This window comes from Sulfurimonas sp. HSL1-2 (assembly GCF_039645565.1).
In the GTDB taxonomy this organism is placed as follows: Bacteria; Campylobacterota; Campylobacteria; order Campylobacterales; family Sulfurimonadaceae; genus Thiomicrolovo; species Thiomicrolovo zhangzhouensis.
Genome location: NZ_CP147914.1, coordinates 1,312,166 through 1,333,053, shown reverse-complemented (window position 1 = coordinate 1,333,053; position 20,888 = coordinate 1,312,166). Strand labels below are relative to the sequence as shown.

At 58.8% G+C, this 20,888-nt stretch carries 20 protein-coding genes; 6 read left to right on the top strand and 14 right to left on the bottom strand.

From position 1 onward, the window contains the following. Positions 1-43 precede the first annotated feature (43 nt). The 5 genes from glgA (at position 44) to WCX18_RS06770 (ending at position 6,838) form a co-directional block, all read left to right on the top strand. The gene (gene glgA, locus WCX18_RS06790; RefSeq protein WP_345986879.1) at positions 44-1,531 is read left to right on the top strand and encodes a glycogen synthase GlgA; all 1,488 of its coding nucleotides are present in this window, start codon (positions 44-46) and stop codon (positions 1,529-1,531) included. An 11-nt stretch (positions 1,532-1,542) separates the two neighbouring features. Continuing rightward, on the top strand, positions 1,543-3,465 hold the full coding sequence (gene glgB / locus WCX18_RS06785) for a 1,4-alpha-glucan branching protein GlgB (protein WP_345986878.1): 1,923 nt from the start codon (positions 1,543-1,545) through the stop codon (positions 3,463-3,465). Between the two features lie 77 nt (positions 3,466-3,542). Further along, positions 3,543-4,808, top strand: coding sequence for a glucose-6-phosphate isomerase (locus tag WCX18_RS06780; protein ID WP_345986877.1), 1,266 nt, complete (start codon positions 3,543-3,545; stop codon positions 4,806-4,808). Between the two features lie 5 nt (positions 4,809-4,813). Further along, the gene (gene glgP, locus WCX18_RS06775; protein WP_345986876.1) at positions 4,814-6,451 is read left to right on the top strand and encodes an alpha-glucan family phosphorylase; all 1,638 of its coding nucleotides are present in this window, start codon (positions 4,814-4,816) and stop codon (positions 6,449-6,451) included. Between the two features lie 6 nt (positions 6,452-6,457). Further along, entirely contained in the window at positions 6,458-6,838 is a 381-nt protein-coding gene (locus WCX18_RS06770) for a YbgC/FadM family acyl-CoA thioesterase (protein WP_345986875.1), read from the top strand. On the opposite strand, the gene WCX18_RS06765 is transcribed toward WCX18_RS06770, so the two are convergent. The 5 genes from WCX18_RS06765 to WCX18_RS06745 form a co-directional block, all read right to left on the bottom strand. Next, positions 6,827-8,104, bottom strand: coding sequence for a hypothetical protein (locus WCX18_RS06765; RefSeq protein ID WP_345986874.1), 1,278 nt, complete (start codon positions 8,102-8,104; stop codon positions 6,827-6,829). The two genes, WCX18_RS06770 and WCX18_RS06765, sit on opposite strands and share 12 nt — an antisense overlap. Continuing rightward, positions 8,101-8,763 carry a uracil-DNA glycosylase gene (locus WCX18_RS06760; protein ID WP_345986873.1) on the bottom strand — a complete coding sequence of 221 codons (663 nt, stop codon included), beginning with the start codon at positions 8,761-8,763 and terminating at the stop codon, positions 8,101-8,103. The genes WCX18_RS06765 and WCX18_RS06760 overlap by 4 nt, the downstream gene beginning before the upstream one ends. A 77-nt stretch (positions 8,764-8,840) precedes the next feature. Next, a complete protein-coding gene (locus WCX18_RS06755; RefSeq protein WP_345986872.1) occupies positions 8,841-9,230 on the bottom strand; it encodes a class II SORL domain-containing protein in 390 nt (129 codons plus the stop codon). 119 nt (positions 9,231-9,349) lie between these two features. Beyond that, the gene (locus WCX18_RS06750) at positions 9,350-10,738 is read right to left on the bottom strand and encodes a phospholipase D-like domain-containing protein (RefSeq protein WP_345986871.1); all 1,389 of its coding nucleotides are present in this window, start codon (positions 10,736-10,738) and stop codon (positions 9,350-9,352) included. A 36-nt stretch (positions 10,739-10,774) separates the two neighbouring features. Further along, on the bottom strand, positions 10,775-11,251 hold the full coding sequence (locus WCX18_RS06745) for a pyridoxamine 5'-phosphate oxidase family protein (RefSeq protein WP_345986870.1): 477 nt from the start codon (positions 11,249-11,251) through the stop codon (positions 10,775-10,777). Positions 11,252-11,425: 174 nt separating this feature from the next. On the opposite strand from WCX18_RS06745, the gene glyS reads away from it, so the two are divergent. Beyond that, positions 11,426-13,474, top strand: a complete 2,049-nt coding sequence (gene glyS / locus WCX18_RS06740) for a glycine--tRNA ligase subunit beta (RefSeq protein ID WP_345986869.1) — start codon at positions 11,426-11,428, stop codon at positions 13,472-13,474. On the opposite strand, the gene WCX18_RS06735 is transcribed toward glyS, so the two are convergent. From WCX18_RS06735 to WCX18_RS06695, 9 genes are all read right to left on the bottom strand, one after another. Continuing rightward, positions 13,471-13,926 (bottom strand): DUF4188 domain-containing protein, encoded by a 456-nt coding sequence (locus WCX18_RS06735; RefSeq protein ID WP_345986868.1) that lies wholly within the window; start codon positions 13,924-13,926, stop codon positions 13,471-13,473. The two genes, glyS and WCX18_RS06735, sit on opposite strands and share 4 nt — an antisense overlap. Further along, the gene (locus WCX18_RS06730) at positions 13,923-14,588 is read right to left on the bottom strand and encodes a hypothetical protein (RefSeq protein ID WP_345986867.1); all 666 of its coding nucleotides are present in this window, start codon (positions 14,586-14,588) and stop codon (positions 13,923-13,925) included. Before WCX18_RS06730 ends, WCX18_RS06735 begins: the two co-directional genes overlap by 4 nt. Positions 14,589-14,686: 98 nt before the next feature. Then, positions 14,687-15,067, bottom strand: coding sequence for a hypothetical protein (locus tag WCX18_RS06725; protein WP_345986866.1), 381 nt, complete (start codon positions 15,065-15,067; stop codon positions 14,687-14,689). 184 nt (positions 15,068-15,251) lie between these two features. Then, positions 15,252-16,772 carry a diguanylate cyclase gene (locus WCX18_RS06720; RefSeq protein WP_345986865.1) on the bottom strand — a complete coding sequence of 507 codons (1,521 nt, stop codon included), beginning with the start codon at positions 16,770-16,772 and terminating at the stop codon, positions 15,252-15,254. A gap of 334 nt (positions 16,773-17,106) precedes the next feature. Continuing rightward, positions 17,107-17,637 (bottom strand): J domain-containing protein, encoded by a 531-nt coding sequence (locus WCX18_RS06715; RefSeq protein ID WP_345986864.1) that lies wholly within the window; start codon positions 17,635-17,637, stop codon positions 17,107-17,109. A gap of 69 nt (positions 17,638-17,706) precedes the next feature. Continuing rightward, the gene (locus WCX18_RS06710; RefSeq protein ID WP_345986863.1) at positions 17,707-18,162 is read right to left on the bottom strand and encodes a GNAT family N-acetyltransferase; all 456 of its coding nucleotides are present in this window, start codon (positions 18,160-18,162) and stop codon (positions 17,707-17,709) included. A gap of 105 nt (positions 18,163-18,267) precedes the next feature. Then, on the bottom strand, positions 18,268-18,729 hold the full coding sequence (locus tag WCX18_RS06705; protein WP_345986862.1) for a hypothetical protein: 462 nt from the start codon (positions 18,727-18,729) through the stop codon (positions 18,268-18,270). Positions 18,730-18,827: 98 nt separating this feature from the next. Next, the gene (locus WCX18_RS06700) at positions 18,828-20,057 is read right to left on the bottom strand and encodes a multidrug effflux MFS transporter (RefSeq protein ID WP_345986861.1); all 1,230 of its coding nucleotides are present in this window, start codon (positions 20,055-20,057) and stop codon (positions 18,828-18,830) included. A 69-nt stretch (positions 20,058-20,126) separates the two neighbouring features. After that, positions 20,127-20,795, bottom strand: a complete 669-nt coding sequence (locus WCX18_RS06695) for a nitroreductase (protein WP_345986860.1) — start codon at positions 20,793-20,795, stop codon at positions 20,127-20,129. Positions 20,796-20,888: the final 93 nt, after the last annotated feature.

Below are 20,888 nucleotides of genomic sequence, written 5' to 3'. Positions count from 1 at the left end.
TTATCGCATCCGGGACCATCCGTATTTCAACACGAGGGATTGCATGACATCATTCAATATTCTGCTGGCGGCATCCGAAGTCGTCCCTTTCGCCAAAAGCGGCGGTCTCGCCGATGTTGCCGGTGCACTTCCCAAGGCGCTGCGCGCCCTGGGCCATGACGTGCGCGTCGTCATGCCGCGCTACTATATCGTCGACATCGAGAAGTACAAGCTCAAGAAGCTCGACGGCTCCCTGGGCGTGCCGATGGGCAGCATGGGCGAAGCGTGGGCCGCGGTCTACGAAGGGGTGCTCCCCGGCAGCGATGTCCCCGTCTATTTCATCGACCACGAGGGCTTCTTCGGGCGCAAGGGGCTTTACGACGAGGACGGCCAGGCGTACGGGGACAACGACAACCGTTTCATTTTCTTCTCCAAGGCCGTTTTACAGCTGGCGAAGAAGCTCCGTTTCAAACCCGACGTCATCCATACGAACGACTGGCATACGGCGGCGATCCCGCTGCTGATCAACACGACCTACGCATTCGACCCCGATTTCGAGAATACCGGCACGCTGCTGACGATCCACAACCTCCAGCACCAGGGCAAGTTCTACAAGGGCGCGATGGATGTGCTGGGCGTCGGCTGGGAGCACTACAACGCCGACGAACTCGAGGAGTTCGGGGGGATCAACCTGCTCAAGGCCGGGATTGTCCACGCCGACGCCGTCAATGCCGTCAGCCGCAAGTACGCCAGCGAGATCCGCACGGCGGAGTTCGGCTGGGGACTGGAAGGGCTCATCGACGCCAATGCCAGCAAGCTCTACGGCATCCTCAACGGCGTCGATTACGACGAGTGGAGCCCGGCGGTCGACCCCTTCATCACGAAGCATTTTGATGCCGACAACCTTGCCGGGAAGGCACTCTGCAAACAGGACCTTCAGCGCGAATTCAGCCTGCCGGAACGCGCGGACGTGCCGCTGATCGGTCTCGTCGGCCGCCTCGCGGATCAAAAAGGGATCGGGCTGCTGGCAGGGGCCATCTGGAACCTGATGGAGCTGGACATCCAGATCGTTCTGCTCGGAACGGGCGAGAAGTGGGCGGAGTATTTCTTCAGCGACGTAGCCGCCAAGTACCCCGACAAATTCGCCTGCTACATCGGCTACCGCAACGACCTGGCGCACCGCATCGAGGCGGGCAGCGACATGTTCCTGATGCCCTCGCTCTTCGAACCCTGCGGGCTCAACCAGATCTACAGCCTCCGGTACGGCACGCTGCCCATCGTGCGCGCCACCGGCGGGCTCGACGATACGATCGTGAACTACGGCGGCGACCAGCAGAGCGGCACCGGCTTCAAGTTCGATTTCGCGACGCCGGATGCGCTCTCTAATACTGTCAAATGGGCGGTGGAGACGTGGTACGAGGACCCGGATGCCATCGACCAGATGCGTCTGAATGCGATGGAACAGCGTTTTGACTGGGAAGTCGCCGCCGAGGCCTACAGTGACATCTACTGCCATATCATCGGCGGCCGGCGCAGCAGCCGCCACCAATAAACGGAGTTTACATGACGATCCATTACGATATTTCGCGCTTTTCCGAACTCGACATCTACCTCTTCAAAGAGGGGACCCACACGAAACTTTTTGAAAAGATGGGATCGCATTTCATGGAGCGCGAGGGCGTCCGCGGCGTCTATTTCGCCGTCTGGGCCCCCAATGCCGAGCGTGTCAGCGTCCGCGGGGATTTCAACGACTACGATCCCGAGCGCCATCCGCTGCGCCTGCGCGAAGACGGTTCGGGTATCTGGGAAGGCTTCATCGAAGGGATTGAAGCGGGACTGACCTACAAGTACCATATTGTCTCGAAGTTCCATAACATCGTACATGAAAAGGCCGACCCGTTCGCCTTCTACGCGGAGGTGCCCTCCAACTCCGCATCGCGGACCTGGGAGCTCGATACCTACAGCTGGAACGATGCGGAGTGGATGGGGACGCGCGCCGCGCACAACCGCCACGACGCCCCCGTCAGCGTCTACGAGATGCACCTGGGCTCCTGGCGGCGCAAAGTCGAGGAGGGGGACCGCTACCTGACCTACCTCGAGCTGGCAGACGAACTGGTCGCCTATCTCAAGGAGATGAACTATACCCACGTCGAGTTCATGCCGCTGACCGAGTACCCCTACTACGGCTCATGGGGCTACCAGGTGACGGGCTACTACAGCGCGACGTCGCGCTACGGGGAGCCGCAGGATTTGATGCACCTGATCGACGCCCTGCACCAGAACGGTATCGGCGTCATCATGGACTGGGTGCCGTCACACTTTGCCGTCGACATGCACGGCCTGATCAACTTCGACGGTACCGCGCTGTACGAGCATGAGGACCCGCGGCAGGGGTACCACCCCGAATGGGGCAGCATCATCTTCAACTACGGTCGCAACGAAGTCCGGGCTTTTCTCATCAGTTCCGCGCTCTTCTGGCTGGAGAAGTACCACATCGACGGGATCCGGGTCGACGCCGTCGCCTCGATGCTCTACCTCAACTACGCCCGCGAAGAGGGCGAATGGGTCCCGAACGAACACGGCGGCAACGAGAACCTCGAAGCGGTGGCCTTCCTGCGCCAGCTCAACACCTCCGCCTACGCGGCCTTCCCGGACATCATGATGATCGCGGAGGAGTCGACGGCCTGGCCGATGGTGACGCGTCCGACCGACGTCGGCGGGCTCGGGTTCGGCTTCAAATGGAACATGGGGTGGATGCACGACACGCTTGCCTACATGCACCGCGACCCGTTCTACCGCCAGCACCACCACGACCAGCTCACCTTCAGCATGTGGTACGCCTTCGACGAGAACTTCATGCTGCCGCTGAGCCATGACGAGGTCGTCCATATGAAAGGTTCGCTCATCAACAAGATGCCCGGGGACACGAACCAGAAGTTCGCCAACCTGCGTGCGCTCTACGGCTACATGATGGCCCACCCGGGCAAAAAGCTGCTCTTCATGGGCGGGGAGTTCGCCCAGTATGCCGAGTGGGCCTACAAGCACAGCCTGGAGTGGCACCTGCTGGAGTTCCCGCTGCACCAGGGGCTGCAAGCGATGATGGCCGAGCTCAACCGCCTCTACCGCAGCGAACCGGCGCTCTACCTGCACGACGTGGAGCGCAAAGGGTTCGAATGGATCGATGACGCCGATTACAGCCACAACTGCATCAGTTTCATGCGCAAAAGCGACAACCCCGATGAGACGGTCTATGTCGTCTGCAACTTCGCCGACGAAACGCGCGAGGGGTACCGCCTGGCACTGCCGGACGGCGGCGAATACGTGGAGATCTTCAACTCGCAGGCCAAGGCGTACGAAGGGTGGGAGATCGGCAACGAAGGTGTGATTTACGCCGAGGAGATGCCGATGTACGGACGCCCGTACTCGCTGTCGATGACGCTGCCGCCGATGGCCGTCGTCTATCTGAAAAAACGGAGTGCCCATTAGTCGTTCAATACGGCGGCGCTTCTTTGGCCGGAACAGGGCTATACTGATATAAAATTAACAATTATGAGGGGATGACAATGTTACGTTTTGATCGCGATTTTACGTTTGAGGGTTCGGAGGCACAGCATCGTGTCATGGAGGAGGCGTTTGCCGTCGTGACCGAAGAGCATAAGGGGCGCATCGGTTATTATGACCTGCCCGAAGGTTCCCAGTCGCTGGTGGAAGCGGCCAAAGCGCTGGAGACGCAGAACAGCCTGCTGGCATCGGGAGCGGTTACGGACATCGCCGTCATCGGTATCGGCGGCTCCTCGCTGGGGATCAAGGCGGTGGATTCGCTGCTGGCGTCCCGGGGAACGAAAAAGCGCGCACTGCACTTTTTCGAGAACTCCGACCCCATCGACATCACGCGCACGATGGCGAAGCTGACGAAGGAGAAGACCCTCTTCATCGTGATCTCCAAATCCGGCGGCACGATCGAGACGACCTCCATTTTCAAAACGCTCATTGCGCATTTCGGCCTGGAGCTTGAGGGTGCGGACCGCGAGCGGATCATCGTCATTACGGACAAAGGCTCCGGCCTCTCGCAGTTCGGCGACGCCTACGGCCTGGGCCAGTACAACATTCCCGACAACGTCGGCGGCCGCTTCTCCGTGCTCAGCGCGGTGGGGATCATCCCGCTGACGCTGGCCGGCTACGACACGGCGGCGCTGCTGGAGGGGGCGGGCAGTTTCCTCGGCTCCTTCTTCGGGGGCAAAGAGCAGCACCTGCTGGAGAAGGCGTGCTTTCTCTACGAGCATGAGAGAGAACAGAGCATCAACGTCCTCTTCTCCTACGCCAACGACCTGGAGAACTTTACCAAGTGGTACGTGCAGCTCTGGGGCGAATCCCTGGGCAAGATCGACGCGATGGGATCGCACGTCGGCATGACGCCGGTGGGGCTCATCGGTTCGGTGGACCAGCACTCCTTCCTGCAGCTGCTGATCGAAGGGCCGAAGGACAAGACGGTCACCTTTATCAGCATCGAGGATTTCGGCGTACCGCTCACGATCCCCGAGATCTCGCTCAAGCATATCGAAAAGACTGACTTTATCAACGGCAAGAGCTTCAACACCCTTATCAACGCCCAGTGCGCCGCCACCCGCGAAAGCCTCGTGCGCAGCGGCGTGCCGACAGACGGGATCGTCATCGAAACCATCGATGCGCCGAGCGTCGGTGCCATGATCATCTACTATGAACTGCTGACATCCCTCGTCGGTGCAATGCTGCTGGTCAATACCTACGACCAGCCGGGCGTCGAGCTCGGCAAGGTGATCCTCTATGAAACATTTACAGACAAAGGCTGATCGCAATGATCCTGCATGATTACGACTTCGACCCAAAGTACGCCAAACCCGTTGCCTACTTCTCCATGGAGTTCGCCATCCACCAGGCCCTGAAAATCTATTCGGGCGGCCTGGGGTTCCTGGCGGGTTCACACATGCGCAGCGCCTACGACCTGCGCCAGAACATGGTCGGTGTGGGTATTTTGTGGAGCTACGGCTACTATGACCAGGGGCGGCACGAGGACCGCAGCCTCAAGATCAACTTTATCCGCAAGCACTACTACTTCCTCAAAGACCTCGGTATCCGTGCCACGGTGAAGATCCACGGGCAGGAAGTCCATATCAAGGCGTACTACCTCCCGCCGGATATCTTCTCGTCGGCCCCGGTGGTCCTGCTTTCGACGGACATTCCGGAGAACGACTTCCTTGCGCGTACCATCACCCATAAACTCTACGACGCCAACGAGGAGACGCGTATCTCCCAGGAGATCGTATTGGGAATCGGCGGCGTCAAAGTCCTGGAGTCCCTCAAACACAGCGTGGATATCTACCATCTCAACGAGGGGCATGCCCTCCCGCTGGCCTACGAACTCTATAAACGCTACGGTACGCTCGAAGAGCTGAAACAGCATGTCGCCTTCACGACACACACGCCCGAAGCCGCCGGCAACGAGGAGCACAATCTCCACCTGCTGCACCGCTTCGGCTTCTTTAACGGCCTCTCGCTCGAAGAGGTCCGCCAGGTCACGGGAGAGCAGGGGGAGAACTTCAACCTGACCGTGGGCGCCCTGCGCGCCTCGAAGATCACCAACGCCGTCTCCAAGTTCCACGGGGAGGTGGCGAACCGCATGTGGGCGGACTGCGAGGGGCGTTCGGAGATCATCTCCATCACCAACGCCCAGAACCGCCGCTACTGGACGGACAAGGGGATGCAGGCCGCCCTGGACAGCCACGAGGATTATGAACTGCTGGCCCGCAAAAAGCACCTCAAGCGCCAGCTCTTCAACATCGTCGCCGACCAGACCGGCAAGATGTTCGACCCGGATGTGCTCACCATCGTCTGGGCACGCCGTTTCGCCGAGTACAAGCGCCCGGGGCTCCTCAAGCTCGATTTTGAACGTTTCAAAGCGCTGATCGAACGGACGGAACACCCTATCCAGGTCATCTGGGCCGGAAAGCCGTACCCCTTCGACACCAGTGCGGTCAACCTCTTCAACGAGCTGATCCACATCAGCCACCAGTTCAAGCGCATGGCCGTCCTGGCCGGGTACGAGCTGGAACTCTCCGCGATCCTCAAAAAGGGGAGCGATATCTGGCTGAACACGCCGCGCGTTTCACGCGAAGCGAGCGGTACGAGCGGGATGAGCGCGAGCATGAACGGCACGCTGCACCTCTCCACGGACGACGGGTGGCACCCCGAGTTCGCCATCAACGGGATGAATGCCTTTACCATCCCGCCGATCGACCACAGCACCCCGACAGAGGAGCAGGACCGCGAAGACAACAAAAACCTTATGGATATGCTCGAAGACCAGATCATCCCGCTCTATTACGACCACCCCGAACAGTGGACGCACATGATGAAACGGGCGATGGCGGACGTCATCCCGAAGTTCGACTCGGGCCGGATGGCACACGAATACTACGAACTGATGTACAAGTAAGTGCCGATGACGATTCGCGTCTATTACGAAGACACGGACACGGGCGGCGTCGTCTACTACGCCAACTACCTGAAATTCTGCGAACGCGCCCGCAGCGAGCTCTTCTTCAGTAAGGGGGAATCACCGCTGTTTGAAGGGGGGCACTTTGTCGTGCGCCATATCGAAGCGGACTATCTCGGTTCGGCGGTGCTGGGCGATCTGCTGGAGGTCTCTGTGGAAGTGGTGTCTGTAAGGGGCACGGGGCTGCAGATGCATCAGAAGGTGCGGCGCGGTGACGAACTGCTCTTTACCCTCGACGTGCAGCTTGTCTACCTCATGACCGACGGGCGTATCGGGCGGCTCGATGCCGCCAGGAAGGAAAAACTGAAGGCGCTGCTAGAAGAGTGAGTCGAACGGAGACTCCTCCTCCTCTCCAAGCGCTGAAAAGCGCGAAATCCCTGCGCGGTAGATCGTCACAGGGTAGGCCACCTGGTTATCCTCGATAGGTACAGTATACTCACGCGGCGATCCCGCGGCCAGCGAGTAGAAATAGTCAATCCCCAGCGTCGTCGCGTAGTTGATCCAGTCGTACTCGATATCGTTCTGCAGCAGTTTATTGCTCTCGACGAGCACCCCGTTCTGCGCCCCGATGGAGTTGGCGACGAGCATGTTTTCGCGGTCCTGCGGCTGGGTGATGTCGAAGAGCATGGAGTTGTAGCCGATCTGCGTTGCAAGCACCTGTGTGGCGTTGGCATCGTAGAGGGTCAGCTGGGACATGATCATCGCGCTTTTGACCAGCGGCGTGTTGAGCAGGAACGTACCGTGCTGGAGTTTTTCATTCTGATCGAGAATGTGTTTCAGGTTGGTCGTCCGCTTGTCGATGGGGTAGGCGTAGATGGTACGGCCGGCCGCATCGAAACTGCGGGGGTCTTCGTCTGCGAAACGCTCGAGGTAGGCGCTTTCGGCCGCGCTTTTGAGCTCTTCGCCCAGGGCGGACTGATCATAGAAGATGACCAGCGGCGGCGTGGCGTTCTCCAGCAGTTTCCCGATCTGCTCTTTGTAGTTGATCCCGCCGAAGTAGAAACGTCCGCCGCTCTCTTCAAGCTCGGTGGCGTTCACGTCGGCGACGTTGACCGTGGGCACATAGACGTTGCAGCGCGGGCGCATCTGCACCAGCGTATCGGCACCCTGTTTGGTAAAGGGGGCGATCACGTAGTGGAAATGCTCCTGCGAGACGGCGGAGAGGCCGGTGCGGATCTCATCGGGGCTTTCGCCGCCGATATTGAAGGTCTTGAGCTCGAAATCACGGTTCTTGCCAAGCAGGTAGGCGAGCACGCTGTTCGTCGTCGATGCGGCGTAGCGGCCGATGACCCGCTCGGGCAGCAGCAGCGCAAAACGCACCCCGGTCCCGATCACGGCGCCGTCGATGTTGAAAAGGGCGACATAGATCAGGCGCTGTTCGTTCAGGGCCTCGTCCTCGACCGGCTCGGGCATCTGTGCGAGCAGGGAGAAGAACTGCTCGTGTTCGACGAGATCCTCGAGGCAGTCGGTATCGCACTCGTAGGGGTCGAGGTTGAGCACGTAGGTCTTGGGCAGGGGAATGCCGGAGACGACACCGCTGCGGGCAAAAAGCAGCGCGGGAAGCAGTAGAAGAGCGATCAGAAGGGTTCTCACAGGGCGGCCTTGATGTTTTGGAGGTCAAAAAACGTCACTTTCTTGAGCGACGGGTTGCGCAGCAGGTACTGCGGGTGGTACAGCGGCACGAGCAGGGTGCCTTTGTCATAGTCGATCTTGTGCCCGCGCACCTGCTCGAAAGGGGTGCTGTCGTCGGTGACGATGCTGTAGGCGTCGGGGCCGAGGGTGACGATGACCTTCGGGCGGACGAGTTCGATCTCTTTGCGCCAGTAGGGCTTGCAGCTGCTGCACTCCGACGCCGTCGGTTTCTGGGTTCCGGCCCCCTTGCACTTGACGGCATGGGTCAGGTAGACCGCGGCGGGGTCGAGTCCCAGGACGTTGGTGATCATGCTCTCCAGCGACGCGCCGGAACGGCCGGCGAAGTAGTCCCCGCTCTCGTCCTGCGCCATGGAGACGTAGGCGTCGATGATCATCAGCTCCGCACTGCCGCTGCCCGTACCGGCCATACTCTGGCGACGGATCTTGGCCAGGTCGCAGAGGTGGCAGCTGCTGGCGATGCGTTGCAGGGCAGCGAGGTCGTTGGGAAGCTCTCCTGGGGCGCCGCGCGGGTTGACGATGACCGGGTCGCAGTAGTCGAATCCCAGGGCTTTGAGCCGGTAAAGGTTCTGCAGAAGTGCAGCGTTCTGGTACGATTTCATGAATCAGAGTATAGTGAATGCGGTGTTAAAAGGGGATTATAAAAAAACCGCCGCAAAGGCGCGGCGGGAGAGGGAAATCAGTCTTCGACTGTGACTTCGACCGGCTCGTTTTCCCAGAGGCCGTGTTTTGTACAGTAAGCCTGCGCAACCAGCTTCATCTTTTTGCTCGGGATAATGTTGAAAGTCACTTCTGCGTGACCTTTCATATCCTGGCCGCCGAGCATACCGGAAGTGAAAGACGCTTCACCGAGGAGCGTTTCGCCGTTGAAGAGGCGGATGCTTTCGATGAAGTGGTCCGGATCGTCCGGGTGCGTATACTCGTTACCCATTTTGACCGTGACCGGGAACTTTTCACCTTTTTTCGCCGTTGCAGCACAGTGGATGAACGGAGAGTGGCGGTCGATGTAGTCTTTTTTTGCTTCGCGCTCGACAGTGTCGATGTCGACATAGCGGTTGATAGTTGGCATGGCATTTCCTTCTGTTTTTGATTTACGCGTGCATTGTACACCTGCAAAGATTTAATAAAACATAAATAAGAGAAATTATATCTGATTTAATAAATCCCTAAGGGCCCGGAAAAACCGGGCTACAGTTGCGGTGCGATGAGGCGCATCAGGTTCTCGCCGAGCCGCCGAAAACGCCCGGCGGGACGGATGCTGACGGTCGAACGTTTCATCAGCTTTTCCATCCACGATTCCGTCTCGCTGATGATGCGTTCGGAGTAGGCGAAACTGACGACTTCGTAGTTGAGCAGCAGGCTGCGGTTGTCGATATTGACCGATCCCAGCATGGCGCCGAGATCGTCGAAAAGGATCGCTTTTGCGTGGAGCATCGTGCCTTCGTAGAGGGCGACATGGATACCGGCCTCTTCGAGTTCGCGCATGTAGCTGCTGCGGGCGAGATCGGCGAGGAGGTGGTTGGATTCGCGCGGAGTGATGAGCTTGACGTCGACCCCCTTGGTGTTGGCAATGGTCAGCGCCTGCATCAGCGAAGCGTCTGGGACGAAATAGGGCGTGACGATCCAGATCCGTTCGCGGGCGGCGTAGACGGCGCTGAGGAGTGCCTCGAAGAGGGCGTCGCCCGGCACGTCGGGACCGGAGGGGACGACCTGCACGTAGGCGTCGCCGTCGGTATGGACGGGGGTTCCCGGTACTGGGGGCGGCGCTTCGGCGGCGTAGGCCCAGTCGGCGGCGAAGATCTCCGCGTAGTGGTAGGCCGCCGGCCCCTCGATACGAAAGAGCAGGTCCTCCCACCGTTTGGCGTCAGGCAGCGGCCCCATGTATTCGCCGGAGAGGTTCATCCCGCCGGTCAGTACCGTCGTGCGGTCGAACAGGTAGATCTTGCGGTGGTTGCGGAGGTTGATGTAGTTGCGAAAGGGCATCCGCAGGATCGGCATGAAAAAGCAGACCTCGACCCCCGCTTTGCGCAGGGCGCCGAGGGGAAACTGCCAGAAATAGAGCGGCCATGACCCCAGGGCGTCGATGAGGAGCTTCACCTCGACCCCTTCGCGCCGTTTGGCGATGAGCGCTTCGGCCAGTGCAGCGGTCACGGCGTCATGCTTGAAGACGTAGGTGCTCAGCCAGATGCTCTCCCGGGCCGTGCGGATCTGCTCCAGGAGGGCACTGTAAGCCTCGGTCCCCTCGAAGAGCATGGTGAAACGGTTGCCGGAGGTCGCCCCGGGGATGCCGTTGTTGCGCAGGATGCCGTCGATGGGGTTGGCCTGGGTGACGGCGGCTTCGGTCTCGCGCATGTCGAAGGCCGTCTTGAGGTAGCGCGAGCGGCGCTTGCGCGATCCCAGGACGAAGTAGAGGGGGACGGCAAGGTAGGGCAGCAGCACGATGGCGAGCATCCATGCCATCATGCTCGACGGGGTACGCCGCTGGTAGATCATGTGCAGCAGTGAGGCGATGACCATCAGTTCGCCGAGGATGACGAAGGTGTGAAAGAAGAGCAGCTGCAGCCAGTCGAAATTCATCCTACCCCTTTGCGTTTACTGACAGCATAGCGTGATTCACCCCTTTTTATGCCCGCCGCCGCGGCGCGGAAGCAGGGTCTCCATGTGCTCCCCGCCGAGGGTGTAGGCTTCGCCGAAACCGAAGACCGCCTCCCCGCCGACGGGGGTGAACTCGTGGAGGTGGAAGTCCTGCATCTGCATCAGGCCTGAGATCATCCCGGGGCTGAAGGTCTTCATGAAACGGGACATGACGGCATCGAAACGCTCGTCTTCGCGGGGGACGATGCGCGTTTCGCACTGCAGCGAAACCCGTTTGCGTGCAAAGAGGTTTTCGGCGTTGCACTCATCCTCTATAAAGAAGAGCGAAGCGCGCCCCTCCCGGCGGAGGTTGGCCGCATGGCGTGCGATGTCGCTGATAAAGACGTAGTAGCGGTGATCGTCGCGGACGAAGGGGGCGTAGGAGGCGAAGGGGAAACCGTCGGCGTCTGTCGTACCTATAACGGTGCTGCGGAACGCGGAGAGAAAATCGAGCATGGGTCCAGGCCTTTAATGCGGGGCGAAATATGGTGCTATTATAGGGTACCTGCGTAAAAATTCGGAGGGGGCGTGCCGATTTAAGCGGCAATGGCCCCCGGGGGCGGGGGCTATCATCCGCTTTTAACCTGCCACGCGCTAAAATCGCGATACTTTTTATTCGACGGGATAGATATGCTGAAGACACTATTGATCGAAATCGGGGTAGAGGAGCTGCCGGCGGTACCGCTGCTGGGCGAGCTTGCAAACATCGAGAAGAAGTGGGCGAAAGTGCTCGAGGACAATGCGCTGATGTGCGAGTTCGAGTTCTACTACACACCGCGCCGCCTCGTGCTGTGGCACCGCGAGTTCAAGACCGCCCAGGACGACACGACCGAGGAGCTTTTCGGAGCGCCTATTGCCATCGCCTACAAAGACGGCAAAGCGACGCCGGCGGCGGAAGGGTTCGCGCGCAAATGCGGCGTCTCGCTGGACGAGGTCGGCCGCGCGGAGAAGGGCGGCAAAGAGGTCCTCTACTATAAAAAAGAGATCAAGGGCCAGCCCTCAAAGGCACTGCTCGAGGGGATGCTCTCGCAGTGGCTGAAAAGTCTCAGCTTCGGCAAGTCCATGCGCTGGGGCGCGCTCGAAGAGAGCTTTATCCGCCCGATCCGCTGGGTCAACGTCATGATGGAGGGCGAGAGCGTCGACATGACCCTCTTCAACGTCAAGAGCGCCCCGGTCACCTACGTGCACCGCATGCACAGCTTCGAACCGCAGATGGTCGCGGACGAGAAGCAGTACTTCGGACTGCTCGAATCGGGCGCGGTCACGCTCTTCGCCGACGACCGCCGCAAAACGATCCTCGATGCCTTCGAAGCCCTTGAAAAAGCGCACGGCATCGCCATCGAGGTCGACGGCGACCTGCTCGACGAGGTCATCGCCATCACGGAACACCCGACGCCGCTGCTGGGCAGCTTCGACGACACCTTCCTGCGCCTGCCGCCGGAGGTTATCATCACCTCCATGAAGGAGCACCAGCGCTACTTCCCGGTTTTCAAAGACGGCAGGCTCGTCAACCAGTTCGTCGTCGTCTCCAACGCCCTGACAGAAGATTTCAGCAAGGTCGTCGAAGGCAACGAGCGGGTCCTGCGCCCGCGCCTCGCCGATGCGCTCTTCTTCTACGACAACGACCTGAACAAGGGGCTCAGCACCGAGGGGCTTGAGAAGGTCGTCTTTATGGACGGCCTGGGAACGCTCCGCGACAAGATCAACCGCGAGCACGACATCGCCGACGCCCTCTTTGAGCGCTACGGCGACCTCGTGACGGTGGAGAACAGCCTCTCTTATGAGATGAACCAGGAGCTGCTGCAGCGCGCCGTCGAGCTGGCCAAGGCCGACCTGATGAGCGAAATGGTCTACGAGTTTACCGAGCTGCAGGGCCTGATGGGTTACTACTACGCGAAGGCGCTGGGCGAAGCGGACGAAGTCGCCCTCGCCATCAAAGAGCAGTACCTCCCCGAAGGCGAGGACTCCCCGGTACCGTCAACACGCTTCAGCGCCCTCGTAGCCCTCGCGATCAAGCTCGACACCCTGCTGGGGCTCTTCAGCGTCGACCAGATCCCGACCGGTTCACGCGACCCATTCGGTCTGCGCCGCGCCGTCAACGGGATCGTCCGTATCGCGCTGGCCCACGGCCTGCCCTTTGACATCGCCGCGACCCTGCGCGAACTCGGCGCCAAATACAAGGGGATCGACTTCGAAAAGCTCGAATCCTTCTTCATCGAGCGGGTCAACCAGTACTACAAGGTCAACCCTTCCATCGTCGCGGCGGTTCTCGCTTCCGGCGAACGGGAGATTCTCTCCCTCGATGCGAAGATCAAGGCTGTCGCAAGCTTCGTGGAATCCGACAGCTTCTCGACGATGTTCTCGACCTTCAAACGCGTCGCGAACATCACCAAGGACTTTGATGTCAACGGTCCGCTCAATATCGATGTGAGCCGTTTCGAGGCGGTGGAAGAGGGCGCGCTCTACAAAGCATTCAAAGCCGTCGTCGACGCCGAGTACGACAGTTACGAAGCGGAACTCGACGCGCTCTTCGGCCTGAAGCCTGAGCTCGATGCCTTCTTCGACAACGTCATGGTCAACGCCGAGGACGAAGCCGTCCGCTACAACCGCAAAGCCCTCGTCGCTTCCGTCTACAAGACGCTGCTGGGCATCGCGGACATCAAAGAGATCTCGATCTAACCCCGCCCGCCTTCCAGGCGCCCCCTGGCCGACGCATGGCGGCCCTCCGCTTCGACAAAACCGAACGCCTTCGCCAGCCCGAACTGCGGCATATTGTGATAGATGTTTTCATACTGCCCCGGCCGCACGACATAGGTCTCATGCCAGATCCCCACGTCGCCGCTTGAACCGACGCGCTTGTTGAACGCGGCCCATGCCGGCGGGTGCTCACCGTCTTTGAGCCCCGCGAACTGCTCCAAATGCTCGAACGACTTCCAGTACTGCACCAGGATGATCGTACGCCCGAACCACTGCTCGTAGTGCAGCAGCCCCAGCTCCGGGTCCGCCTGCAGCTCCCTGAGCATCCGCGGCATCGCCAGCGCTACGGGCAGCCACTTATGGACTTTCCACGGCTTGTTGATGCGCATCCCGATCAGGAAGACGACGAACTCGCCTTCAGGTCTTGATGTCATTCGCTTTTCGTGGATTGTTGGCATGGTCCCTCCTGCATTGAACTTCTTTTAATCGCTCTTTTTTGGTTTGTTAGGCTATATATAGCATACTCTTCAACGCGCATCGCTATGTAATATAGTAATTGAACTACACCAAATTTGCGTTGCTCAGAATCAAAAAGCATTGCAAGCTCATTGAGTTGCTCAAATGAATAAGCTTTTGCACTACGAAGTTCTTGAAGTTCTATGGCACTCACATTTTTTGCGATAAAACTATAGTAAGTCATTTCCTCTCCAGACAATTTAACTGAAATCCGACCACTACGTAACTCAGTGGCTGCTACATGAACCTGATAATTTCTCAGTAATTTTATGAGGTGCAATGTTGGATCATTGCTTTTATAAAAATTAGGAAGTTCATGATCAGTCAAAAAATCTTCAATTCGAATTAATTCACTTAATGATGCTCGAAAGAAAGCAGGCCGGACACTTTCAGGACGTACAGTAGATAAACAATGTTCTACAAGTTCTATTTGACTAGCCATGAATATTGCAGAGTTAATACATTCTTTAACTGTTGACAGGGATTGTTTGACAATCTTTGATCTTGGAGGCGTGACAAACCCTTGCGTTACTTGGACAAATTTTGTTTTATCAAATATAAGTGATTTTTTTGGTTCCATATTTTGGCCTGATTACTAATAGCATTTATTGTAGCAAACGATTACAGGTTGTGCGAATTAGTAATTGAAAAAAGTATTAGTTGCTGATATCAGTATGGTCAGTCTAATACTTTTACAACATCCCACTTGTCACCGCGGATCGAGATTGAACCGCCGTACTCGTTTTCACCGATCCACTGGTAGAGCGAGCAGTACATATGATTCCCTGTCGTCTCTTTCCCGTCCCTGGTTTTGATGTTGAACCCTGCAGGTGATTGTCCCTCTTTCAGTGATGTGACCGATTTGAACGGTAGCTGGATCTGGGCACCGCCCTGGAAGACAATGAGGTTGCTGCCGATGTTCTGCCCGTCGCAGATCAGCGAGGCGTTGATGATATGAAAGGTCTCTTTTTCTTCAAGGGTGGTGATTTGAAGGTCGACGGCGTGCAGCGCGCCTGAGATGCAGAGGGCAACGGTACCGAGCAAAATGGTTCTGAGCATAGAGGAGTCCTTCTTCAGGGTCGAAAAACTGTTGAATTTTGTATATTCTATCAGAATAATGTCTCATTACTATTAACAAAAACACATATAAATGTGAAGTATTTCTATAGTGCAATTCTTTTTCTTCTGCTATTCGATCGATAGCACGGGGAGAAAAATGGTTTGTGCAGTCCGCCCGCGAAGGTCAATCGCCTTCGCCCTGCATGCCCGGCCGGTAGGCCACCACGCTGTTGCGGCCTCTGGCCTTGGCGGTGTACATGGCGATGTCCGCCCGTTTGATGAGATCATCTTCCTTTTCGGCATCTTTTGGATAGATGGCAACTCCGATGCTGGAGGAGATGTGGAGTGTCAGCCCCTCGATCTCGAAGGGCTGACAGAGGGCATACCGAATCTTTTCCCCTATGACCAGGGCGTTCTCGTCGCTGCCGACACCGGAGAGCAGCACCACGAACTCGTCCCCGCCGATACGTGCAGCGATATCTGACTGGCGCAGGCAGGCAACGATGCGGTCTGCGACGACCTTGAGCAACAGGTCGCCGGTGTCATGCCCGAACTGATCGTTAACGGGTTTGAACCGGTCCAGGTCGATAAACATCAGGGCCAGGTCGGTCTGCTTGTGTTCGGCATTGGCAATCGCTTTGTGCAGCCGGTTGTGGAAGTGCAGCCGGTTCGGCAGGCCGGTCAGTGCATCGTGGAAGGCCTCGTGTTCGACCTCGTCCTCGACCAGTTTGCGGTCGGTGATGTCGTAGAACCATCCCAGGACGGCCGGTTTTTCCTGGTATTCAATCGGGAAGTAGGAGGCCAGGACCCATTTGACCCACTGGGACGATCCGGGCGATCGGATCTCTATCAATTTGTCGACGACCTTTTCCCCCCTGGCAACGGCTTCCTCAATCTCGGCAAACTCTTTGGGATCGGCGTAATAGCTGGAGGGACGTACACCGATGATCTTATCATCGGGGATTTCGAGCAGGTCGTTGTAGCAGCTGTTGGCAAACACCACGCGGTTGCTGCCCAGGTCTGAGATACGCGTTGCGATGGGGCTGCTCTCCAGCATTTTCAGCAGACTCTCCTCGCTCTGGGCCGCCTTGACGCGCAGGTGAAAGTTCTCTTCAAGCCTTTGCCTGGTATCGCGGGCGCTTAGCAGCAAAAAGAGCAGGAAGAGGGAGAGCATCGCGCCCATACCCTGGGAGAGGGTATTGTCCGTGACGGAAAGCGGCACAATCAGCGATAAGAGAACCGGCAGGATAAAGCCCAATACGGATAGGCGGTCGATTGCCAGTACGGTAGCACTGCCGGCGCTCAGTCCGGCAAGTGTGAAGGCAACATAGACTTGATGGGAGATGTCATCGGATGGAACCAGGACGACACCGCCCATGCCCCAGACCATACCGGTGACTATAAGTGCCAGGCGGAAACGCAGCAGCCACTGTTTGGCGTCAGCCGGGGTCATTATGTCAGCCGACCGCCGCCAGGCCATCAGCAGGGCTACCCGCCACAGCAGAACAGCGAAAAGAAGCGCAAGCCAGCCGAATCGGATACCGGCGTCAATGACCGGTGCTTGGATCACGACCAGGATCAAGGCCAGAATGGCACTGATACTCAGCGATGAGGGCAGATGGGCGTAGAGCACCTGTACCTGCTCCATCGGTAAAGTGTCAGAGTGCTCATCCCTTTTTTGCCAGGCCGTCAGCTGCTGTTTCATTTAGATCCTGCGCCGTTGGCAGTGGTGTGTTTCACGATAGACCTCTTTTCGTTACGGAATTCATCAGCAGTGGTTGTTTAGACCAGGCAATCAATGCTATCCCTGCAGTTGACGGAAAAGACGATTCCAAACAGTCAGTGGATTCTCACTATTTATGCAGATTCATTTTAGCAAAGTAGTTTCGATTTTCATATGATATTCAACATGAATCAATAAAAATTCTTCGGTGTGTTCATTTACAGCGTGGAGCGAATCATTGCCGGTAGAGGGAGTTAATGGTATGCAGCAGGCTCTGCCAAGCAGGTGGGATGTCACGGAGCAGGGCGCCGTTCGGTTATGAAACAAGCTCGATCAGGAGGTCCCGCGCTTCCGTGATCTGCACGAAGAGCTCGTGGCTGCCGCCGACGTCAGGGTGCGCCTCTTTGGCGCGGCGGCGGTAGGCGGCTTTGATCTGGGTCACTTCAAGTTCGCCGTCGACGGGGAGTTCCAGGAGTTCTCGCATCTCGCGTTCGTTGAACTGCCGGAAGGGGCTGCCGTGGCGCCGTTTGTGCCGGTTGCGACGGGCCAGCTCCTCGAAAACCTTCTCCTGGGTCTTGCGGCGGCGTTCCATGGACTCCTGCAGCAGCTGCGTGCGCTCCGTATTCCATTTATGGCGGGACATGACGACGCAGGCGGCAAAGCTGATGCATCCTGTGGAGAGGAACTCGTCAAAGTCGAAGGGGCCGACCATCTCGTAGGGCTCTTCCAGCCAGGCGACCCGGCTCCCTTCGTCGCCTTCGACGCGGTCGATCATGACGAAGTCGCGGAGACCGAGCGCACTGTTCCAGATGATGAATTGCTCCTCTTCCCACGAACGCTCTTGCATGACCTGTCTCCTTGCGTGTTTGGCAGGACATGCAATATATGTGCTAATAGGAGAAAATGAGTCTGTATTCTAGGGTACTCTCAGCATCTCGACGTGGGGAATGCCGTCTTCGTCGTAGGGATCTGAAACCGTTTCAAAGCCGAAGCCGGCATAGAAGGGCTCCAGTCGCTGCTGCGCTGAGATGCGGATGGACGCCTGCCGGTAAAGCGAGGGGATACGCGCTATCGCTTCAAGCATCAGCGCTTTGCCCAGACCCCTGCCGCGCAGCGGCAAGGGGGTGATGACGCGCCCGATGGAGGGTTCCGCGAATCTCCTGCCCGGGGATACGACGCGCAGATAGGCGACGAGCCGTTTCCCGTCGGCATCTTCTTCCCACCCCGTGAGGTGCCACGACAGCGGATCAAGGTCGTCCGCATCCTGATAGGCGCACTCCTGTTCCACGACAAAGACGGCCTGCCGGAGCTTCATGATCTCCAGGATCTCCATGGGGGAGAGCCGATCGTACAATGACCATTGCCACCGCATCGGTCTACTTTTTGAGGTTGGTAGTTGGTGTTTTCATGAGGCGGCAGTTTGCAAAAAAGATGCCAGGGACGCAGTGCCCGGTTGTCGTCCGGACTTTTTGCGGCCTTACGCCTCCGGGCGGTAGGGGCTTTCGTGGCGTGAGGCCTGCAGGCCGAACTGTACGAACATCTGCAGGGTTTCGTCGTGGCGGTGGATGATGTCGACGACGGCGGGATCGTCCGAGGTGAGGGTGACCTTGATGCCGTCTTCGAGCATTTCCCACGCCAGCGTCATGGCGTCGCGGTTGTCGAAAAGCTCGACGAAGAGGGGGTCCCAGGAGCGTACGGCCCGGCCGCCGTCGTAGCGCTTCTTCATCCCCACGACATGGTCGTGCAGGATGGTGACGAGCCTGGCGTCCCCGGAGGTGACGCGGGTGACCGTTTCGATCCCCGCCGCCGTTTTCTGCGTCGTACGTTCAAGCTCGTCGTGGCGGACGAGCAGCTCGTGGTAGAGTGCCTCGTCGGCCTGGTGCGCCGCGTCGCTTCCCCCGCGGCCTCTGAGGAAGACTCTCTCCTTGTGCGTTTCCATGGGACTCCTTTTGCCGTATTGTGCCGCACCAATGCAAAAAAAGCTCCCGGCACGGCAACAACTATATAGTATATTAATTAATATGTAACCTGCTGGATTCAGTCATCGGCCGGGACGGGGACGCGCTGCATCTTCTCGTGGCCGGTGCGGCGTACGACGGCAAGCCCGGCAGCGCCGAGGAGGGCAAAGCCCCCGACGAGGGCGAGGATGCCGCCGTCGTAGAGGCGGCCTATGGTCACGCCGATGGGCAGGGCGATGAAGGTCGAGAGCGAACCGACGACCGCGGCGCCGATGCCGGCAATGTGTCCCAGCGGCTCCATCGCCATGGCATTAAGGTTGCCGAACAGCAGGCCGAAGCAGAAGAAGGTAATGAGGCCGTAGAGCATGAAGCTCCAAAACGGTGGTACGCCGTCATGGGCATAGGCATAGGTGAAATAGAGGAGCGAGACGAGGGTGAGGGCCGCGAGCGCCGAGGAGCTGAGCGGCCGCATCCCGTAGCGCATCACCAGCCGCGCATTGAGGTAGGAGGCGAGGCCGATGGAGAGGGCGAAGATGCCGAAGTAGAGGGCGAAGAGCTCCCCGGTGCCGTAGGTGTCGCGGAAGATCTGTTCGGCGGAGCTGAGATAGCCCATGAAGACGCTGAAGACCAGCCCCATGGCGACGGTATAGCCTAGGGCGGTGCGGTTCCTGCAGGTCTCGACGATGCCGGTAAGGACGTTTGAGAGCGAGAGGGGGATGCGCCGCGCTTTGGGCAGGGTCTCCGGCTGGCGAAGGATGAACCAGACCAGCGTGACGGCGGCGACGGCAATGAAGAGCCCGAAGATCGCCTGCCACCCCCAGAGGTAGAGCAGCCCTTCGCCCAGGGCCGGGGCGACGGCGGGTACGAAGATGAAGATGCTCATGACGAAGGACATCACCCGGGCCATCATCCGCCCTTCGTAAAGGTCGCGAATGAGGGCCACGGAAACGATGCGCGGCCCGGCGGCGCCGAGCCCCTGCAAAAAGCGGCCGAAGAGCATGACGGAGAGGTTCGGGCTGAGCAGGGCGATGAGGGAACCCGCGATGTAGAGGCCGAACCCGACATAGATGGCCGGCTTCCGCCCGAAGCTGTCGCTGAGCGGCCCGTAGAGCAGCTGCCCCAGGGCCATCCCCGCAAAAAGCAGGGAGATGATAAGCTGGCGGTCGTTGTCCGTCTGCACCTGCAGGGCCGTGCCGATGGTGCTGAGCGCGGGCATGACGGCGTCGATGGCCAGGGCCGCCGCGGCGGTCATCAGGCTCATTAGAAGGACGAACTCTTTAAAGGAGGGGTGGGGTGTCTGCGGTTTCATTCTAACCTTTTTACCACGGATCGGCTTCAGGCTCGGCCGGTGCGACGCTTCGGGGGAACGCTTTCAGCTTCAGGCATCGTAGAACGCGGTGAACGCGTCGAGGGGAACTCTTGGCGTCCGGTAGCCGTTGATGGGGGCCGTCTTGTCCTCGTAGCCCAGGGCCATGCCGCAGAGCAGGGTCTTGTCGCCGCCGATGCCCAGCGCCTCGCGGACGATGTCCGGGTATTCGGCCAGGGCGGCCTGCGGGCAGCTGCCCAGCCCGAGGGACGTTGCCGCGAGCATGACGGACTGCAGGAACATGCCGTAATCGAGCCAGGAACCCTTTTCCAGGGCGGCATCGATGAAAAAGTAAAGTACGACGGGGGCGTCGAAGGCCCTGTAGTTGGCTTTCCACTGTTCGGCCTGTGCCGCTTTGTCCTCTTTGGCAATGCCCAGCGTCCGGTACATCAGCAGGCCCGTCTCTTTGCGCCGGCTCCGGTAGGGCTCCTCCCACTGCTGCGGGTAGTAGCTATAGTCCATGCGGGCTTTCTCGCCCGCTTCGAAGGCCCGGATGATCTTTTCTTCGATCTGCTTCTTTCTGCTGCCGCCGACGACGCAGACGCTCCACGGCTGCATGTTGACGCCGGAGGGGGCATGCTTTGCGTGTTCGAGTATCGAGATGACCGTCTCTTTGTCGACCGCTTTGTCGCGGAAAGCCCGCACCGATCTGCGTTCGAGGAGTGCATCCAATGTATCCATTTCCGTCCTTTGGCATCTTAAGAGCAAAGCATAGCGTTTAAAAGGCAATTAACAAGAAGGGCGCAGGTGTCGACAGGTGACCTGCGCCATTGA

What these genes read in the sequence shown, in the direction of transcription:
- WCX18_RS06695 (WP_345986860.1), bottom strand. Translation starts at nt 20,795, where the DNA reads ATGGATACATTGGATGCACTCCTCGAACGCAGATCGGTGCGGGCTTTC.
- glyS (WP_345986869.1), top strand. Translation starts at nt 11,426, where the DNA reads ATGCTGAAGACACTATTGATCGAAATCGGGGTAGAGGAGCTGCCGGCG.
- WCX18_RS06745 (WP_345986870.1), bottom strand. Translation starts at nt 11,251, where the DNA reads ATGCTCGATTTTCTCTCCGCGTTCCGCAGCACCGTTATAGGTACGACA.
- WCX18_RS06750 (WP_345986871.1), bottom strand. Translation starts at nt 10,738, where the DNA reads ATGAATTTCGACTGGCTGCAGCTGCTCTTCTTTCACACCTTCGTCATC.
- WCX18_RS06760 (WP_345986873.1), bottom strand. Translation starts at nt 8,763, where the DNA reads ATGAAATCGTACCAGAACGCTGCACTTCTGCAGAACCTTTACCGGCTC.
- WCX18_RS06780 (WP_345986877.1), top strand. Translation starts at nt 3,543, where the DNA reads ATGTTACGTTTTGATCGCGATTTTACGTTTGAGGGTTCGGAGGCACAG.
- glgA (WP_345986879.1), top strand. Translation starts at nt 44, where the DNA reads ATGACATCATTCAATATTCTGCTGGCGGCATCCGAAGTCGTCCCTTTC.
- glgB (WP_345986878.1), top strand. Translation starts at nt 1,543, where the DNA reads ATGACGATCCATTACGATATTTCGCGCTTTTCCGAACTCGACATCTAC.
- WCX18_RS06715 (WP_345986864.1), bottom strand. Translation starts at nt 17,637, where the DNA reads ATGCAAGAGCGTTCGTGGGAAGAGGAGCAATTCATCATCTGGAACAGT.
- WCX18_RS06705 (WP_345986862.1), bottom strand. Translation starts at nt 18,729, where the DNA reads ATGGAAACGCACAAGGAGAGAGTCTTCCTCAGAGGCCGCGGGGGAAGC.
- WCX18_RS06755 (WP_345986872.1), bottom strand. Translation starts at nt 9,230, where the DNA reads ATGCCAACTATCAACCGCTATGTCGACATCGACACTGTCGAGCGCGAA.
- WCX18_RS06720 (WP_345986865.1), bottom strand. Translation starts at nt 16,772, where the DNA reads ATGAAACAGCAGCTGACGGCCTGGCAAAAAAGGGATGAGCACTCTGAC.
- WCX18_RS06770 (WP_345986875.1), top strand. Translation starts at nt 6,458, where the DNA reads ATGACGATTCGCGTCTATTACGAAGACACGGACACGGGCGGCGTCGTC.
- WCX18_RS06730 (WP_345986867.1), bottom strand. Translation starts at nt 14,588, where the DNA reads ATGGAACCAAAAAAATCACTTATATTTGATAAAACAAAATTTGTCCAA.
- WCX18_RS06700 (WP_345986861.1), bottom strand. Translation starts at nt 20,057, where the DNA reads ATGAAACCGCAGACACCCCACCCCTCCTTTAAAGAGTTCGTCCTTCTA.
- WCX18_RS06725 (WP_345986866.1), bottom strand. Translation starts at nt 15,067, where the DNA reads ATGCTCAGAACCATTTTGCTCGGTACCGTTGCCCTCTGCATCTCAGGC.
- WCX18_RS06710 (WP_345986863.1), bottom strand. Translation starts at nt 18,162, where the DNA reads ATGCGGTGGCAATGGTCATTGTACGATCGGCTCTCCCCCATGGAGATC.
- glgP (WP_345986876.1), top strand. Translation starts at nt 4,814, where the DNA reads ATGATCCTGCATGATTACGACTTCGACCCAAAGTACGCCAAACCCGTT.
- WCX18_RS06735 (WP_345986868.1), bottom strand. Translation starts at nt 13,926, where the DNA reads ATGACATCAAGACCTGAAGGCGAGTTCGTCGTCTTCCTGATCGGGATG.